Source organism: Arthrobacter sp. B1805, assembly GCF_002929745.1.
Classification (GTDB): Bacteria; Actinomycetota; Actinomycetes; order Actinomycetales; family Micrococcaceae; genus Arthrobacter_D.
Genome location: NZ_PJIQ01000010.1, coordinates 81,781 through 99,903, shown reverse-complemented (window position 1 = coordinate 99,903; position 18,123 = coordinate 81,781). Strand labels below are relative to the sequence as shown.

General features: G+C 58.6%; 12 protein-coding genes and 5 pseudogenes. 12 read left to right on the top strand and 5 right to left on the bottom strand.

From position 1 onward, the window contains the following. Positions 1-28 precede the first annotated feature (28 nt). The 6 genes and pseudogenes from CXQ96_RS12415 to CXQ96_RS12390 all read left to right on the top strand — a co-directional run. The gene (locus CXQ96_RS12415; RefSeq protein WP_181036455.1) at positions 29-1,561 is read left to right on the top strand and encodes an ABC transporter substrate-binding protein; all 1,533 of its coding nucleotides are present in this window, start codon (positions 29-31) and stop codon (positions 1,559-1,561) included. A 59-nt stretch (positions 1,562-1,620) separates the two neighbouring features. Beyond that, complete coding sequence (locus CXQ96_RS12410; RefSeq protein ID WP_104118340.1) at positions 1,621-2,574, top strand: ABC transporter permease; 954 nt, start codon at positions 1,621-1,623, stop codon at positions 2,572-2,574. 42 nt (positions 2,575-2,616) lie between these two features. Continuing rightward, the gene (locus CXQ96_RS12405; RefSeq protein ID WP_104118339.1) at positions 2,617-3,468 is read left to right on the top strand and encodes an ABC transporter permease; all 852 of its coding nucleotides are present in this window, start codon (positions 2,617-2,619) and stop codon (positions 3,466-3,468) included. 112 nt (positions 3,469-3,580) lie between these two features. Next, positions 3,581-4,540 carry an ABC transporter ATP-binding protein gene (locus CXQ96_RS12400; RefSeq protein ID WP_219816137.1) on the top strand — a complete coding sequence of 320 codons (960 nt, stop codon included), beginning with the start codon at positions 3,581-3,583 and terminating at the stop codon, positions 4,538-4,540. Beyond that, positions 4,537-5,574, top strand: a complete 1,038-nt coding sequence (locus tag CXQ96_RS12395; RefSeq protein ID WP_104118337.1) for an ABC transporter ATP-binding protein — start codon at positions 4,537-4,539, stop codon at positions 5,572-5,574. Before CXQ96_RS12400 ends, CXQ96_RS12395 begins: the two co-directional genes overlap by 4 nt. 452 nt (positions 5,575-6,026) lie before the next feature. Next, positions 6,027-6,233 (top strand): annotated as a pseudogene (locus tag CXQ96_RS12390) (IS110 family transposase); the annotation flags it as partial. A 22-nt stretch (positions 6,234-6,255) separates the two neighbouring features. On the opposite strand, the gene CXQ96_RS12385 reads toward CXQ96_RS12390, so the two are convergent. Then, complete coding sequence (locus tag CXQ96_RS12385) at positions 6,256-7,617, bottom strand: IS1634 family transposase (protein WP_219816136.1); 1,362 nt, start codon at positions 7,615-7,617, stop codon at positions 6,256-6,258. 398 nt (positions 7,618-8,015) lie between these two features. On the opposite strand from CXQ96_RS12385, the pseudogene CXQ96_RS18930 reads away from it, so the two are divergent. Then, a pseudogene (locus tag CXQ96_RS18930) lies at positions 8,016-8,138 on the top strand (IS110 family transposase); the annotation flags it as partial. Positions 8,139-8,146: 8 nt separating this feature from the next. Here the strand turns inward: CXQ96_RS18930 and CXQ96_RS12380 are convergent. The 4 genes from CXQ96_RS12380 to CXQ96_RS19000 form a co-directional block, all read right to left on the bottom strand. Beyond that, positions 8,147-9,070, bottom strand: a complete 924-nt coding sequence (locus CXQ96_RS12380) for a fumarylacetoacetate hydrolase family protein (RefSeq protein ID WP_258059101.1) — start codon at positions 9,068-9,070, stop codon at positions 8,147-8,149. Next, positions 9,058-9,702: a class II aldolase/adducin family protein gene (locus CXQ96_RS19085; protein WP_104118335.1), complete on the bottom strand. Its 645-nt coding sequence runs from the start codon at positions 9,700-9,702 to the stop codon at positions 9,058-9,060. The genes CXQ96_RS12380 and CXQ96_RS19085 overlap by 13 nt, the downstream gene beginning before the upstream one ends. 84 nt (positions 9,703-9,786) lie before the next feature. Next, positions 9,787-10,260 carry a VOC family protein gene (locus CXQ96_RS12370; protein WP_104118334.1) on the bottom strand — a complete coding sequence of 158 codons (474 nt, stop codon included), beginning with the start codon at positions 10,258-10,260 and terminating at the stop codon, positions 9,787-9,789. A 54-nt stretch (positions 10,261-10,314) separates the two neighbouring features. Continuing rightward, entirely contained in the window at positions 10,315-11,685 is a 1,371-nt protein-coding gene (locus CXQ96_RS19000) for a transposase (RefSeq protein WP_104118333.1), read from the bottom strand. Positions 11,686-11,923: 238 nt separating this feature from the next. Between CXQ96_RS19000 and CXQ96_RS18910 the strand changes: the two are divergent. The 5 genes and pseudogenes from CXQ96_RS18910 to CXQ96_RS19080 all read left to right on the top strand — a co-directional run. Beyond that, positions 11,924-12,383 (top strand): annotated as a pseudogene (locus CXQ96_RS18910) (IS30 family transposase); the annotation flags it as partial. 1,843 nt (positions 12,384-14,226) lie between these two features. Beyond that, complete coding sequence (locus CXQ96_RS12355) at positions 14,227-15,195, top strand: hypothetical protein (RefSeq protein WP_219816134.1); 969 nt, start codon at positions 14,227-14,229, stop codon at positions 15,193-15,195. A 268-nt stretch (positions 15,196-15,463) separates the two neighbouring features. Further along, positions 15,464-15,846, top strand: a pseudogene (locus CXQ96_RS12350) (IS982 family transposase); the annotation flags it as partial. A gap of 519 nt (positions 15,847-16,365) precedes the next feature. Continuing rightward, positions 16,366-16,548 (top strand): annotated as a pseudogene (locus CXQ96_RS12345) (leucine zipper domain-containing protein); the annotation flags it as partial. Between the two features lie 644 nt (positions 16,549-17,192). Then, on the top strand, positions 17,193-17,936 hold the full coding sequence (locus CXQ96_RS19080) for a class II aldolase/adducin family protein (RefSeq protein ID WP_104118330.1): 744 nt from the start codon (positions 17,193-17,195) through the stop codon (positions 17,934-17,936). Positions 17,937-18,123 lie beyond the last annotated feature (187 nt).

Below are 18,123 nucleotides of genomic sequence, written 5' to 3'. Positions count from 1 at the left end.
CCGGCGCTCGTGGACAACGGCTGTCTCCATGGGAGCCATCCTCTGGCTCACCGCATGCAGCGGCAGCAGCGGAGATGCCCCGGAAGCGGAATCCGGCGAGCCGGTGGAGGGCGGTACACTTAACATCGCACTCTCCGACGAGCCGTCGACGCTAGACACAATGACCACACGGTCAGTCCTCACCCAGATCTTCAGCACGCACATCATGGAACAGTTGTTTGCGCTCGACGCCAATTTCGAGCCGCAGCCCATGCTGGTCAGTGACTATGAACTGAGCGAGGACGGAACGGTCTACACCTTCAACCTGCGCGACGACGTCACCTTCCACAACGGCGATGAACTCATCAGCGACGACGTCGTCGCTTCCCTGGCGCGGTTCAAGGAACTGACGGGCGTCGGGGCCACCGCACTGGCCAATTCCGAGGTTTCCGCACCCGACGACAAGACCGTCGTCGTCTCTTTTGAACAGCCCAATGGGAATCTGCTCAGCGCCCTGTCCGACCGCCAAGCGCCGATCTACCCGGCATCGGTCCTTGAATCCGCCGAACCGGGGCCGCTTCCTCCCGAGGACATCATCGGCACAGGTCCGTACGAGTACACGAACTGGGCCCCCGGTGTGGAAATCATTCTTTCCGAGTACGACGACTACGCGCCCGTGGATGCGGAAGCGTCCGGGGTTGCTGGGAAGAAGATCGCCTACGCTGATGAGCTCCGCTTCGCGGCCGTGCCTGATTCGGCGTCACGTATTGCCGCCATTGAGTCGGGGCAGTTCCATATCGGCGAAGGCTTCGGCGGCGACGATGCGCAGCTGATCAACCAGTCGCCCACCCTTGAAGCCAACCGCATGCGGCTCGGCAAGCTGATGATGATCGTCAACACCACATTGCCGCCGCTGGACGACCCGGCCATCCGCCGTGCCATCCAGGTGGGACTGGACGCGGATGCCTTCGGCCAGGTCCTTGGGGACGAGGAAAACTGGAATACTTCGCCAAGTCTGCTGCCCAGCGATGTGCCCTTGAGCTCGGATGCCGGCGCTGAAGACTACAACCGCGACGATGTTGAGGAAGCCAAGCGGCTGTTGGAGGAAGCGGGCTATGACGGAACACCGATCAGCATCATGACGCCGGCACTGTCGGGACCGCGCTCGCAGGCCGTGATCATGCAAGAGCAGCTGCAGAACATGGGTGTCGAGGCAACGATCGACGAAGTGGAACTGACGGTCATGCAGACCCGCCGTGGAGAGCCGGACTCGGGCTGGAACATGGTCTCCTCGCAGGTGTCTGGCCAGACCGATATTACTCAAACGAGCTTCCTGCTCTGCGGAAACCGGTATAGCTATATCTGTGAAGAGGACATTGACCAGGCGATGGACAACTTCACCTCCAGCGTCACCGAAGAAGAGCGTCAGGAAGCCTACAACCAGATCCAGGAAGAATTCTACGAGTACGTGCCCGCGTATCTGACCACGGAATTCTGGGACCTCTACGCGGTGCACGAGGATCTGGAAGGCTTCGCGAATGAAGTGCAGCCGTTCTTCTGGAATACCTGGATATCCAACTAGCAGGCACGGGGCGTTGGCTGATTCAGGTCCCCAGGGTGACATAGCGAAAGGAAGTAGTGGTGGGTAGCAACATTTTTGCCTACAGCATTCGTAGGATCGTTGCCGGCGTCCCGGTGGTTCTGATCGTCGTCTTCCTGACGTTCGCCCTGACCTACCTGACGCCGGGAGACGCCGCCGTCTACCTTGCCGGAGATGACGCCACACCCGAACAGGTGCAGGAGGTACGGTCCTCCCTGGGACTCGACCGTCCCTTCCTGGAACAATTCCTGACATGGCTGGTCGGCCTCTTCTCCGGCAACCTTGGCAATTCCCTGGTTCTGCCGCAGACTGTCGGGGAAGCCCTGCTCATCCGGGCGGAGCCGACGATCATGCTGGCGCTTTTTGCCCAAGTCATTGCCGTGGCGCTGGCGGTTCCGCTCGGCGTTCTCGCCGGAAAATTCTATGGAGGGCGTTTTGACCGCGCCGTGAATGTCTTTGCCGTAGCTGGCATCGCGGTTCCCCCCTTTGTGGTGGGTATCGGTCTAATCCTGCTGTTGTCGGTAGTACTCGCGTTGTTTCCCGCTACTGGTTATGTGCGGCTGGAAGACGGGCTGCTGGGGTCGCTCGGAAGCCTGGTCATGCCGGCGATAGCCCTGGGCCTGGCCCAGGCCGCATTCATCGTGCGCATCACCCGCTCCACCATGAAGGAAGTCTTCTCCTCCGACTTCATTCTGGCAGCGACCATGCGTGGATTCTCCGAGAAGCGGATCGTCTTAAAGCACGTGGTCAGGGCAGGAATCGGACCGACGATCAGCGCCATTGGCGTCAGTTTCGCAACACTGATCAACGGTGCCATTGTCGTGGAGATTGTCTTCAACATTCCCGGGCTGGGCCGGCTGCTGACCAGTGCCGTGGAATCCCGCGACGTTCCCATTCTCCAGGGCCTGCTGCTGGTCATTACGGTGGCCTACGTCCTGCTGAATATTCTAACCGATGTGGTCCAGGCCGCTGTCAATCCAAAAGTATCGTTCTGAATCTGTGGATACGAACTGCATAAATCCAAGGAGGGGAAGGCAATGCTGAAGAAACGTCTGCGGAAGATTCCCAGCGGCGTCGGGGCCGGCATCGTGGCATTCTGGCTGTTCGTCGCCTACATATTGCCCATATTTGTTGACCTCGATCCGTTGGCGACCTTTCCCGTCGAAAGGCTCAGCCCGCCCAGTGCGGAGTTCCTCCTCGGCACTGACCAATTCGGCCGGTCCATGCTGGACCGGATAGCCGCCGGGGCACGGATCTCGCTAGAGGTCGGTGCATTCACCACGATCCTCGCCGCTGCCATCGGTATCACCATTGGGCTAATCGGCGGCTATGTGAAGTACCTCGGCGGCCTCCTTATGCGGGTGACCGACGGGCTGATGGCCTTTCCCGGGGCGCTATTTGCCATTGTGTTGGTTGCCGTTTTTGGACAAGGCTTTCTGCAGATTGTCTTCGCCCTGACAGTTACGTTTGTCCCGACCTTTGCCCGCATTACCTACGGGGAAGTGCTGGCACTGCAGGGCGCGGGTTACGTCAGGAACGCGGTGTCTGTCGGTTGTACTACACCCAGGGTGATCGTTCGGCACATCCTGCCCAACCTCATTCCATCACTCATTGTCCAGGCAACGTTTGTCTGCGCCACCGCAATAATCGTGGAGGCGAGCCTCGGGTTCATCGGAGCCGGCCTCGCACCCCCGGATCCCAGCTGGGGAGTCATGGTCAGCGAGGGACAGGCCTTCATGCGCGTGGCCTGGTGGGTCCTGGTGTTCCCGTGCCTGGCCATTGCGTCGTTGATCTTCGGCCTGTGCCTGCTCGGAGATAAGATTTCCGACCGAGTCGAAGGGCGCGGCGCAAAGACCGGCGCTGAAACGGCGGAAGGTGTGGTGTCCTGATCGATCTTCGCCGCCAACCATTAGGTTTTACCCTATTCGGAGGATCTCCATGTTGTTACAAGTACAGGACCTCAGCATCAACTACGCCAGTAGCGCAGGAAGGGTCCATGCCGTGGATAACCTGTCGCTATCCGTGGGTGAGGGCGAGATCATCGCCGTCGTGGGTGAGTCCGGGTCGGGTAAATCCAGCGTCGGCCTGGCTATCCCCGGATTGATCACCGCGTCAATCGCTACCATCAGCGGTTCCATATGGTTCAAGGGCGAAGAGATTTCCCGGCTGCCCTCGCATGACCTGCGCAAGTTCCGAGGTAAAGAAATCTCCATGATATTCCAGAACGCGCGGGCGGCCCTGAACCCCGTGCGGACCGTGGGGGACCAACTCCTTGAAACCCTCCAGACCAGGGACAAGGATTTGTCGGCGAGCCGAGCCAGGGCCAGGGCCTTGGAGTTGTTTGAACTGGTCGGCATTTCTGACCCAATCACCCGTCTGGGCGCCTACCCGCATCAGCTTTCGGGAGGGATGTGCCAACGCGTGATGATTGCCCTAGCGGTTTCGCTGGACCCAAGCCTGCTCATAGCCGACGAGCCGACGTCGGCATTGGATGTAACAGTCAAAGTCCAGATCCTGCAGCTGTTGAAGCGGCTGACGGCTCAGATAGGCACATCGATAATCATTATTACTCACGATCTCAACGTTGCCCGGGCGTTGGCGGACCGGGTTGCCGTCATGTACGCTGGCCAGATTGTGGAACTGGGCCCGGCGGTAGATGTCCTGAAGACGCCGAAGATGCCTTACACACAAGCACTCTTCCAGTCCCTGCCACGCCTAGGCGGCGAACGCGGTGAACAACTGGCCGCGATTCCCGGCCAACCGCCGAACCTTACTGCTCCCCCGCAGGGGTGTCGCTTCGCGGACCGTTGTCCCCACGCCGCTAACATCTGCCAGTCGGCCCCCGAATTATTCGGCATCACCGATAGCCGAAAGGCGCGGTGCTTCTTCCCACATGACTCACTTCTGAGGGCGCAGACGAGCTTCAACCAACCGGAAGAGCCGAAGGCGGCGATCTCATGACACCCACGACGGACAACACGTTGCCGGTAGCGGCAACACCGCTCCTTAAGGTCGAGGACCTCGAGATGAAGTTCCCCCTCCACTCAGCTCTGCTCCGGCGGACCATCGGGTGGATACAGGCTGTCCGCGGGGTCAGCTTCTCCATCAGCCCTGGCGAGTCCTTGGGAATTGTCGGCGAATCCGGCTGTGGCAAGTCGACGCTTGCCGAGACCGTGGTACGCCTGACGACCCCAACGGGCGGCAGCATCGTGTTCAACGGCCGTGATGTCACAGCTGCCGCCGGAGGAGATTTGCGTCGGTTGCGTCGGGACGTCCAGATGGTCTTCCAGGACCCGTTTCAGTCCCTGAACCCCCGGATGACCGTCCGGCAGCTCATCCGGGAACCGATGCAGGTTCACCGGATCGGAACAGTCGAGGAACAGCAGTCGCGGGTGGCAGAACTGTGCGATGCGGTGGGCATTGACAGACGCCTAATAGATCGTCGGCCAACAACATTCTCCGGAGGTCAACGCCAGCGTATAGCGATTGCGCGCGCCCTCGCGCCGAAACCGAAGCTCCTGGTCCTTGATGAGCCCGTCTCTGCGCTTGATACGTCGGTCCAGGCCCAGATCCTGAACTTGCTCAACGAACTCAGGGCCAGAATGGGAATCTCATATATCTTTATCGGACACGATCTCGCTGTGGTGAGGCAGGTGTGCGATCGGATCGGTGTCATGTATCTCGGCAAGCTGGTGGAGCTGGGAGAGTCTGAAACTCTCCTGGAAGCCCCGAGACACCCCTACACGCAGACGTTGCTCAGCGCGGTCAAGGCGCTGGAGGCAGATGGCAGCATCGACCTCACTGAGAACCTGCCCTCATCGGGTGAGGTCCCGTCGCCGAAGAACCCGCCGTCCGGCTGCGGATTTCGCACCCGCTGTGCATACGCAACTGATGAATGCGCCAGCGATAGCCCAGAATTGCTGGACATTGGGTCCCTCCAAGAGGTTGCGTGCCACTTTCCGCTCAAGCTAACCGATGGCAGCTCCAGGAAATAGAGGCGGTGGTTACAGTCAACCCCCATAAGGGCTCTATCTGCCGGTAGGAACGACGACCGCGGACAACATCCGCAGATCCGCCGTCGTCGTTAATGTTATTTGGCGTTGCTCCATGACTATGAGGGCTTTAAATACCACGCGACCTTTCGTGGAAAGGCAACGACAGCAGGGCTCAGCTCGGCCTGTGGTTGCCTCGTGCCGACCCTCACCATGTCGAAGGCGCTGGCGCTCTGCGCAGCTCTTCCAACACCCTGCACCTGCCACAGATTTCTCGGGGCTGCGGACTTGACCGATTACGACCGGGCTTTCTGTGTGATCGTCGATGACGGGCAGGTCGCATGATCATGACTGAAGCGAAAGGAAACATCAACCAGATTGAGTACTACTCGCGTGCAATGAAAGCTCCTCCCATACGGGAAGCCGCGGGCACGCTCGACGGCCAGCCCTCGACGGACGACCTCGCCGGCCAGATCACCGCTGTCTCGAACCGGATCCGCGGGCTGCTCACCCTGATCCATCCAGCCCTGGAACGGGCACTTGGCCCGCATCTTGACCACCCTGCCGTGGCGGATCTGCTGACCCGATATCCGACACCGGCCGCACTCAGGACCGCGGGCCGCGGACACGTCCGGGCCCGTTTGAAGAAACACGCGCCCCGCGCCCTGACTCGTGCCACTTGGGTTAGTGACCGTTTTCGAGGCGGTTGAGGATTTCTTGGGCTGGGGTGGAGAGTTCTGGGTCGAGGGTCATCCGGTGGCCGTCAACTTCGATCGTTGCTGATCGCGCGGTTCGCAGGGTCCGAACGATCTTCTTGATCGACATGCCCGTGAGGTCCTGCAGGTGCCGGCTGATGGCCAGGGCAGCGAAAACGATGGTCAGGTGGGACTCGATCGCGTCGCGTTCGCGGTGGAAGACGGGACGCGCTTTGAGGTCGCTCTTGGTCATCCGAAACGAGGCTTCGACCTGCCATAGGTCGTGGTACGCGTTGATCACGGCCACGCCGGGCATCTTCGTGGCCTCGAGGTTCGTGACGTAGCCTTTCAACCCGGAGAGCTGCCTGGCCCGGTCGACCGTGGCTTGGTCGAGTTCCTTGGCCGCGCCGGTGACCTTCAGGAACCTGGCCTTCTTCAGCGGGGCTTTCCCGGCAGCGATCCGTTCTGCTTTGTCGATCATGAGGTTGATATTCCGGTCATCGCGCTTCTGCCGTTTGAACGACCACTGGTAAACGATCCGCCGCTCGCGTTCGGCCTTCCCGGTACCCATTGAGCGGGTGGATTCCAGGATTTGCCTGTCCTCGAAGTAATTGCCGTGGCGCTGGAAATGCTCGGCCAGATCATAGGGAGCTTTGGTCAGGCGAGACCCGACGATGAAGGAGAAGCCAGCGTCCTCCAAAGCATTCAGATTCGCTGCCGAGAGCATCCCGGCATCGGCGACGACCACCATGTCAGTGATCCCGTGGCGTTTCTGGAACTGCTCTAGAACGGGCACGATCGTTGTGGTTTCGGCTTTGTTGCCCTCGAACAGGTGCACTTCCAGCGGGAACCCGCCCGGATCGACGAGCAACCCGACCTGGACCTGCGGGTCGATACGGTGTTCCTTGCTCATCCCGACCTTGCGCAGGTCATCTTCGTCCTTGTTCTCAAAGTGCAGCGTTGTCACGTCATAAAGCACAAGGGCGGGACGTCCCGTGGTGCGCGCCGAGTGCGCCAACGCCGCCGTGGCCAGCTGGCCACGGTAATCGCCTTCCTGACACCGCGCCAGCGAACGGAATAGCGAGCGCAGGCTCGGACACGGAACACCGACTTCTTCCAGCACCCGCACGGTGTCCGCTTTGGAGGTCGGCTCAATAATCCGTGCCAGCACCATGGCGGTGAACGCCTCATCGCCGAGGGCGTCGAATCCCAAGTGGGTGTAAGCGCTTCGCAGCACATCCCACAACACCAACGAGGATGTAGAAACCAGCCGGCCACCGCCGCGCACCACACGCGGACGCCCCGTCGGAGCCGGCACTGGCAGGGATCTGGGCGCGGTCCAGTCCGCCACATCATCGACACTGGCTGCTACCCGCGGCACATCTCCAAGGTCCAGCGCTTCCTGCCCTGGATACAACCGGTGCTTGCGCCGTCGCTAGCAGCAACGCGAGATCCCCGTCAGTATGCGCGGAACCGACATGATCGATGTCGATGACCTTGCCGCCCTGGCGCGAGACGATCTGGACCGCGACCGCCCCGGACGCGGTCCTCACTTTCCGCACGAACCGTGAAGCCACCCAGCTAGGCTACCCACCCACCGACTTTTTAGTGACCATTTCACACCCTCGACCAGAACGAACCGCAGGTCAGAGCCATGCACCTTCGGAAACTCCTAACAGATGGCACGAGTCAGGTTTGAAGAAACACGCGCCCCGCGCCACGGAACGGCTCACGGACGCGGTCTTCACCGCGCTCGGCGAACAGACGGTGGTTGTCGTGGGCACCAGCGCGGGCGGGATCGTGCTGCCAAAACTGGCAGAACAGCTCCTCTCCCTGCGCCACCAGCGCGACGCCATCGCCGCCCAGGTTGAGCTGCGGAACTACAAGACGATGTTTTCGGTGCTCGGACGTTCGCTAATTTCCCAGCGACCAACGCCCGTCGTGGGGCAAGCGGTGGATCCCACAGAGCTGACGTTCACTTCCAGCTTCCCGATTTCGGCAATCTCAACTTCAATTGTTTGAGAATCCATTACTGGTCCTACACCAGCAGGAGTTCCAGTAGAAATGATATCGCCCGGCATTAGTTTCGTTATCGAGGAGGCATAGGAGACCAGCTCTGGAACTCCCCATATTAGGTCCGCCAGATTCACGTGTTGGCGGATCCGACCGTCCACCGAGCATTTAAGGCTCAGCCTACCAAGATCATCTATTTCATCGGTTGTGACGATGAATGGTCCCATGGGTGTGAACGTATCGAAGGACTTTCTAGTTGATCGGTCCTCATCACCTCTCATTGTCATGTCTAGCAGTAGAGTGTACCCAGCGATTACGGAAGCCGCCTCCTGGATGGGCAAATGGGAAGCTACCCGACCGATCACGATTGCCAGTTCTGCCTCTTGATCGAACCTGCGATCGAGATACGGCAGCTTCACCGTTCCATTTGGTGCAAGAATCGAAGAGGGCGCTTTGAGGAAAAGGCCCAGTGCCCCTACCTGCGCGTGAGCGTCCATTTCTACTTGATGATCTCGGTAATTTACCGGCGCGGCCATGATCTTGCTTGGGTCCGGAACAGGTGCCAAAATTTGCAAGTCGTCTAAGTGCAGCAGTTCCAGGTCATCTATCGATGTGTTTAAAGAGAGTAGATTACTTCCTCTACTGTGGAGGAGTCGACGCATTGGGCTCCAACCGGTTTCTTCTGCATTCAAGGGGTTCTGCTCCAACACCCTGACGCCTTCGCCGGTTAGGAGGCCCGCACCTATTCGTCCATCCGGACGGGAAAAGCTGAGTAACTTCATTGATTCCATTCCCTTTCCCTAGCCACTCTCTTAGAAAGAAGGCGGCTCTCCTCAAGTAAAAATTCCCATGTCTTTTGATGACCCTCTGGTGTTGTTTCCGCCCAATTCGTAAGCTCTTCAGGAGTCAGATGCTGTACTCCTCCCATAGCAAGCATCTGCTGAAGAGCGGCCGCTGCTCGTTCAAGAACGACCGCCCGAACCGTGACATCCTCTACGGAGCTTCCAACAACGACGCTTCCGTGCGCTCTCAGAAGGACCGCGGGGCCATCCCCAAGGACTGCCGCGACTTGCGCCCCAGCATCCTCCGTCGCAACAATCCCCAGGAGACGGCATACTGGTATGTCTCTTGAGAGCCAGGGAGCCGAAATTCCGTAAACGGGCTGTAGCGGCTGTGAGCTTAAGCTGAAAACTTTGCTCATTGGTGAGTGCGAATGCAAAACTGCATTTACATCGGGTCGAGAGCGATAAATAGACGAATGAATAGGCCATTCGACCGGTGGCCGCCCTTCTCCCGCTAGGACGTTTCCCGTCTCCCCTAACCGGAGCAAACCCTGATGACTATGAGGGCAGGTAGCCCCCGCGAGCGGGAACGAAGAAGCTGTTCGTGTTGGGGACTCTGAAGCTAAGGTGACCAGAGCCATCCAAGACTCCTACTTGAGTGAGAATCCGGTACCCAGCTATAAGTGTATCGAACATGTAGGAAGCGTCCGCAGTTTCATCCACTATTATTCCCATTTATATTGGGATTCCGGATTGCCGAGGGCGCCTCCTCTGGCCAGAGCAGCAGTCTTGGCTGTTTCATAATCCCCAAGATCAAATACAATCTCTAGGCGATATCCGTCAGGGTCATCGAAGTACAGAGACAACATACTTGTTCCTCCATGTCCGTATGGCCCCAGAACATTTACACCCTCCCTTCGAAGATCATCTATCCATCCGTCTAGACTGTCCGAAGGTGCATTCAGCGCATAGTGATAGAAATGGGACTGGCGATCTAGCGGCAACCCCTCAGCGAGATTTATAACTGCATCACCTACTCGAATCCAAACCTGGGGAGTCCGGCCGGCGCGCCGGTCAATTTCGCTAAATCCCTGCCGCATAACGACCTCGCCTTGTAAAGCGCGGCAGTACCATTCGGTCGACGTTTCAATATTCGGAACAGGATAGGCGATATGATGCCACCCGGAAATCTTTTTCATACGCGCTTCTTTCTGTTTATTGTTTTCGTTAAATATACTAGATCGAAGAATTTACTATGGAAACAAAACCAGCTTACCTACATGTTTCTGTAGAGCTAGATCATCATGTGCCTGCCGAGCCATGCTCAATGGATATGTTTGGGCAATAATCGGCGTAAGTCGTCCATGATCAAATAGGGAAAGGACCTGTCTCAGGTCGTTAAAGGTGCCAGAAGATGCAGTTAATATCGCGAGATTTTTACGATAAAGGTCGCGGAGGGACATTTTTACGTCGTGTCCGCTTGAAGCTCCACAACATACTATCCGTCCTTCTGAACGCATGAATGACAGACTGGAGTCCCATGTGGCTGAACCAACCGTCTCGACGACCATATCGATCCCGTCCGGCGCGAGCACCGATATCTGTGTCTCATAGTCGGAAGTATTGCTAATTGCTACGCCATATGCGCCGACGTGGTCGGCAACCGGCTTGAGTCGCGATGCGCTTCGCCCACTAAGAATCACCCTGGCCCCATGGAGAGCTGCGATCTGAGCAGCCGCAATGCCAACGGCGCCCGCGGCGCCGACGACTAGGACAGTATCAGTGGTGGCAACTCGCCCCCGGGTGACGACCAAGTGCCAAGCTATCGCATACGAAGTGGCGGCGCATGCGGCTGCCTCGAAAGAAACATCATCGGGGATGTTGATTAAGTTGCGTGTAGGGACCGCTGCGTACTCAGCATATCCACCCCAGCGATGTACTCCAAGAATTTTCTTGTTCCGGCAAGAGTTGTCTCTCCCAATTCGGCAAAAATCACAAACGGCGCAGCTAACAGTAGGCGACACTGCAACACGGGTCCCGTGCTGGGGAAGGTCCGAATTTTTGCTCCCCATGGTCTGGTAGCCGCCCAGGAGGAGCAGGGGCGCCTTCTTTGAGTAGTCGAACGCGCGCTCGAGGGCAGGGAAGTATTCCAGCAAGGTGGCGCGGAGCCGGTTGATCGACCGGACGCGGTCGCAGATCAGATCCGTGCGGCGGGCGGTGAGGAGCCGCAGGTCCACGCTGATCTGGTCCGCGCCGCGGACTGGTTGGAGGTCGGTGCGCATCCGTGCCTGGTCGGCGATGATCCTGGCGTCTTTCGCGTCGGTCTTGCCATCTCCGCGGTAGGTCGCCGCGGCGTGATGAACTATGCGTCCGGGGATATAGAGCAGTTGTTGGGCGTGCGCGGCCAACAACTCGATCAACAGGGCCGCGCCGCCGGCGTTCAGATCCGTGGCCCAACTGACCTCACGACCTTCCGCGATCTCCGCGACCGTGGCTATGAGTTCGAGGAGCGCGGTTTCGTCGTTCTCGACCCGTTTCGAGAGCAGCACCGTCCCTATCTGATCGATCACGACGCAATGATGAGCTCTTTTGCCTGAGTCGATTCCTACCCAGAATGCCGGCATATTCAATCCCCTTTGATCAGCTCCAATTTCCGTTGGCCCCTGTCGATAACTGCGCCGGCACGTCCTTACCCAACGATCAATGTCGTAATTCTCAATCAGCGGTCGAGTCATCGGCGGGTAGCGGGCGGCCATTCCCAGTGAGCCGTCCAAGCGGCTTGGAGACCTGTGCCATACCCGCCACCCGAGGGTAATCGAAACACTACGACAGCCCCGAAATCACCCACAACAACAACGTAAGGAGGGGGACTTAATAATTGGGAAGGCCGGCCGCTCGGCCATCGCGACACTGGTCGAACGAACCACGCGCTTCATCATCCTCGTGCACTTGGCAGGTAATCGCGGTGCTGAAAATCTGCGCGACCGGCTTGCTGAATCGATGAGCCCGCTTCCAGCCCATCTGCGCCGTTCCCTGACCTGGGATCAGGGCACTGAAATGGCCTGCCACCAAGTTTCACGCGGCGGACTCTTATCCCGGTGTACTTTTGTGACCCCGCGAGCCCCTGGCAGCGCGGCTCAAACGAGAACACAAATGGCTTGCTCCGCCAGTACTTCCCGAAAGGCACAGACCTGGGCCCCCATAGCCCCAAACACCTAGTTATGGTCGCCGCTGAACTGAGCCATCGGCCACGCGAAATCCTGGGTTGGCAGAGTCCCATGAGCTCTTGGCTAAACTGATTTCACCTTCGACCGAACCATAAATTGTTGCAACGACCGCTGGATACCGCCGCCCACAAAATGGCTCGCTTTTCGACCATCGCTGACATGGCAGATGGCGCTTATTGCGTTTCATCGGCGAGGGTGTCCCATAATCCATCTTCCAACCAACCTTCCGGAAAGAGGAATGAGAACCCATGTAAGAGTTGCTACTAGTAGCCCTGCGGTGAGGGCGGCACTCAATGGGTGGGGCCAATTGGTAGTCAATCGTGGCACATAGACGGATAGCAACAAGCTGGTCGGATACACGCAGATGAAGGTCACGACAGCCTGCCGCCACTTGATGGGCCGTCGAGTTTCATTCACGAACCGGTCCGCCAGCAACGTTATGTCGAACAAAAACTTGGCGTGCAGTCATGATCAGAATCTAACAGGGTCGCAACCAGACGATCATCGCCGCACATGCGGAACTTCTTCGCTTTAGAAGGGAAGGAAACATCAACCAGGTTGAGTACCATTCCCATGCAAATGGAAGCTCTTGCGTTACCCGGAAGCCGCGGGCACGCTCGCCGGTAAGGCCGCGACAAAGGCTGGACGCATAAGGAGTACCTCGCCGCGGTATTCTCACGAAGTCGCCGCACGAGAAGCTGGGGCTACCGCAGCCAGCTCGGGTCCTGTTCGCTCAGTATCGGCGGGAGAGGGCGCCGGTGATTCAGCTGATGAGATACGCAGTATTGCTGGTGAGCCGGTGTATTCGAGACCTGCCAGTGCTATTGCTTGGGTCGCTCAGCTGAGTCTTGGCGATCGGTTTCGGTGCTTGGGCGTTGTGAGTGGTTATGCCTGTTGGGCGGCGCGGGCGAATGCTTGCCCTCGGGGTGTGGCAGTGTTTGATTTCGACCCCACGCGGTCATCGACCATGCTGAGGTTTAGGAGGACTTCTCGGGTGTTGCTGAGCAGTTCTGGACGGTTTTCGGGTCCAGTTCGGCCCCAGGGCGGTCCTCCAGCCCTGTGCGCTGAGCCCGAAGGCAACGGCTTCAAGGTAGTCGTCCCACGCGGCCCGTTTCCCTGCGGCGATCTCGGGAGGAGTAACAGCGCGGCGTCGCGCTCGGAGTCATGACGGTGCCGATGGGCTACCGCTCGAGTGAGGAATAGCCAGAGGCCTGGGGGACCATCGAGCATCCGCTTAGCAGCGGATGTGATGACCATTTTGCCGATGAGCCCGAGCCGCTGGGCGCTTTCGCGCAGTTGGAGGACCGGCAGAGTCTGGTCCTCTCGGTTGGCTTTGCCGATCCAGTCCTTTCCTCAGCCGAGTGCGGTCATTGCCTCTCGGACCACGGCCGGCGACAGCCAGCCGGAGCAATCTGAGCCGCTCGTTCTGGTTCAGGGCGGGTCTGGTTTCAGCTTTCCGGTAGGGGTATTCGACGGTGGGAAGACGCTGATTGCTCAAGTCTTTTCCTCGCATAACACGCGACACTTTCGCACATTATGCGAGACAGTGGCAGAGTGCCTTCGACCATGGGGATTCTCACACCCACTAGCGCGACCTTGAATGAGTTCTTCCCCGCCCAAGCAACCATGCTCGCCTGTCAGGAGCTTAGAATCAACGAAATGCCGTTGCGATGCGGCTTACCGAGAGGGGACAGGTGTCAAAGTCCGGCCAGCTCGCATCAAATGCGAACTCGCCGGGGTTCAGGTTGACATAACGATGGTTATCGGCTCTTCAAAAAGGAGGGGCGTGGTCGCCATCGCGCCGGTGTCGATAGCCTTCCTCGTGGTGGGGCTTCTAATTAGCCTTCCATCGTTCCTCTGCTCTTCGACTTCGGACCCGAAGTTCAGGCCCAATCAGGATCTAGAAAGAGAGACATAATGAGTAACCTCCGACTGACAATGGCAGGAGTCAACTACGACCGCTTCGCTGCTCTGTGGGACGGACGCGTGAACGTAGAAGGCATCGACCTCAATTTCCTTCCGATACCGGTCGAGGAAGTCTTCTACCGGCAAACAAAGTATCATGAGTTCGACGTCAGTGAGATGAGCCTGTCGACGTACGTGCTTACCCTCAACGACGAGAAGCCCCCGTTCGCGGCGATTCCAGCCTTTCCGTCCCGTTATTTTCGGCACCAAAGCATGTTCGTGCATCGTCGGTTAGGGATCACCGAGCCCAGCCAGCTGAGGGGCAAGCGGATCGGCATCCCCGAGTATCAAATCACAGCCGGGGTCTGGCAACGAGGCATCCTCGCTGATGAGTACGGCATCGCCTTGGGCGACATCGAATATGTCGCGGGCGGCGTCGACGCGCCCGGCCGGCACGAGAAACTGCAATACGAACTACCGGCGAACGTGCGTCTGTCACAGATCGGCCCGGAAGAAACATTGTCTGAACTCTTGTCCAGCGGCTCGATTGACGGCATCTTCAGCGCACATGAGCCGGCATGCTTTGGTAGTGACCCCAACGTCGTGCGCTTGTTTCCTGAGTACAAAAGCGTCGAGAAGGACTACTTCAAGCGCACTGGCATCTTCCCGATCATGCACCTTATGGTCGTGCGGGCGGAGATCCTCGAAGCGCATCCATGGGTCGCCCGGTCGCTCATGAAGGCGTTCGAGCAAGCGCGCGTTCTAGCAGTGAATGACCTCGCGTACCGTAGTTCGCTGAAGGTGATGCTGCCGTGGCTCGCTGATCACTTCGAGGAAACGCTGGAGGCTATGGGCCACGACTTCTGGCCCTACGGCATTGATGGCAACCGCCACGTCCTCGAGGCTTTCCTGCGATACTCGCACGAACAAGGTCTCGCGCACCGCCGCTGGGCGCCCGAAGACATCTTCGCCCCCAGTACCCTCAGCTCATTCGTCATCTAAAGAGGATAGTGGCGGATTGTTCTCCGTTTGCTCGGGACGCATAAAGGCGAACGCCACTTTTAGGAAGCTCGTGGCCGAGTTTGGACCTAACGCTGATGCTGGGCCGTCGCTGTGGTGGCCGCCAGTCTCCGCCCCCCGCCTGCGTTAATTGTTTGCAATTTCAGGAGGATGGCCGCTCTCGGCGCTTACACACTAGATGAGTGAGTCCTATTAGGCGGTCGCCGCGTGGACGCTGTTAGTCGAAGGCGGAGGGTGTTAAACCCTGCGTGTGAAGACAGATTTGAACACCCTCCTGACCACACTTTACGTCCATCTCGATGATCGGATCCTCCCGGCACTCGGATTTACCCGGGCTAATCATCCCGGCCGCACACCTGTTCTCAACGATGTCAAGCTGCTGTGCCTCGTCGTCGCCCAACAGATGCTGGGCATCGCTTCGGACCGCAAATGGATCCGTTACGCCCGCACGCACCTGAGCGAGATGTTCCCGAACCTGCCGCACAGTCAGGCTGGGGTAAACGCGTCCGGCAAGCCAGCGGCCTACTCTCAGCTGTGATCACCGAGCTGGCCCGGGACAGCCCGTCGTGGGTCGAGAACACGAGGCTGATCGATTCCACTCCGCTGCCATGCGGCAAATCACGAGAGACAGTGTCGTGCTATCGCGGTTCACGCCTGCTGACGCCGATATGGATGCAGTACTGGATGTACGGGCCACTTTCCCGCAAGGGCACCGGGATCGTAATGTCATCGATCGGCCGCAGGTGCTGCACCCCCAAACGGGGCAGACTGGGCCTGCGCGACTATGAAAAGGCCTACACGCCGGACACCAAAGCCGGTGTGGAAACTTCCGATGAACGCCGAGTCGATCGCACTACGGGTGCGCTGGTAATCGCTACGCCCGGACCAGTACGTTGCCAATGTGCTTGCGCTCGACGTGCTCGAACTCGATGCGCTCTTGGGCGCCATCTTGCTCGAAGTAACCTGACAGATCCGAGTCGCGGACGCCATGGCAGCAATAAGGACGAAAGACGGTAACTACCGCCTGGTGTACCCGGCCAGGACATTGGTAGCGGCGAGTCTGGTTGAACCAAGGAGAACCCTCCGAGTGGAATGTGGCTTGTCTAAGGCCCAGTGCAACTCGGGGGTTCTCGTGTTCCACCGTAACGCCGTCTGACTGTCCATGGCCGCAGGCTGATCATGGAGCGGCACCAGGCCGGATGGAAGCAGCCCCACATCGCTGCGGGCATAGGCATCTCCCGCAAGTGCGTCAGGACCGGGATTATCCGGTACGGGGCCGAGGGCGAGACCGGTCTGGAGACCCGGTCTTCGCGGCCGCACACGATGCCCACTCGGTTGGTCAACCCGTACGCTCTTTCTGGAGCCCGGAGAAATCATCTGGACAGCAGTGAACAATGATGTTTGACTGTGTTCGTGACGCGCATCACCAACTGACAACAATGAGCGGCGTAGCAGCCGTTCTTGCCCGCTTTCAGACAGCAGGCCTTGGAGGCTGGATTTGGCTCTGTTTAGTTTCGGACACATTCAACCGATGCGACTCGTATAGAGGCCAGCAGTAAGTTGTTGTCATTCGTGCTGTTTTAAAATTGCAAATACATGGAAACCCATTCAATAGGGATAAGGCTACTCGCCCTGATTCTAAGATTAGGGGAGCTACTCGGCGCATCAGCTTGGGAGCTATCGCATTGGTTTGTGGTGGCATCGTGGTGTGCTTTTCGCTGAAGACGGCGATGACGCCCTCTGCGACTCGTATCCGGGGCACTGGTTGTTCTATTGCTCGGCGTCACTTCCCTGTTCGGATCACGTCGGTGAACGGGGCAATTGAGTGGATTGTTGAGGAGTCGCTTGTTGTGGGGGCGCGGGTCCATGGTGCCCGGTTCAAGCGGAAGCGAGCATCGTCATGGCGTTTGTAATCAATCTGGGCTACGCGCCGTCGATGGTGGTCGGACTGGTACGAGAGAGTGAGGAGGCGAATATCGATGTCGCCATTTGAAAATCAGAAGCACGATTCAAGCAGCGGAGCCCTAATGGCCGACCTGGTCGCAGCAAATCGAATACTCCTCCGCCAAGGTGTGTTGGATGCGTTCGGTCACGTGAGCGTCCGGTCGGCACCCGGTGCGTCAACTTTCCTGTTATCCCGAAACCTGGCTCCCGGATCCGTCACTCGCAGCGACTTATTGCTGCATGACTTAGATGGGGCTGTGCTTGACGATGATCGTCCGCCCTACCTCGAGCGGTTCATTCACTCGGAGATCTATCGAAGACGCCCCCACGTTATGTCGGTGGTGCACAGCCACTCGCCAGCCGTCATACCGTTCAGCGTGGTCGAGGCACCTTTCCGGCCAGTTATTCACATGGCAGGGTTCCTCGACGTGGAACGAACTCCGGTTTTCGAGATCAGTGATTTCGCAGGCGATAGTAGTGATTTGCTGGTAACCAACCGCCAGCTCGGATCTCACCTCGCGGATGTTCTCGGAGAAGGAAGGGTTGCTCTTATGCGCGGTCACGGTTCGATCGTCGTTGGGTCGTCATTGCCCGAAGCCGTATACCGGGCGGTCTACACCGAGGTAAACGCCCGGGCCTTGTTCGAAGCGTCGATTCTGGGGGTTCCACGACTCCTAAGTATCGGCGAGGCTGAAAGTGCGGATCAGTCCGTTGGCGGACAGGCTCGCAGAGCCTGGGACGTTTGGCGAGCACAAGTAAGTGAGGGAGGCACGGAATGAGGACTGGAACTGGAAAGCACGTAATCGGCGCTCTCAGGATGTTGCAGCCGCAATCCAACGACCATTTCAAATGCTTATAGACGGAGAGTTGCGGTAGGCATCTTTGGGGAGCAGTCTTCGAAACCTTCGACCGGTACATTCGTCAAGCACCTGCGAGGGTACCTGACGCGGCCTTGGAAGATGCTGA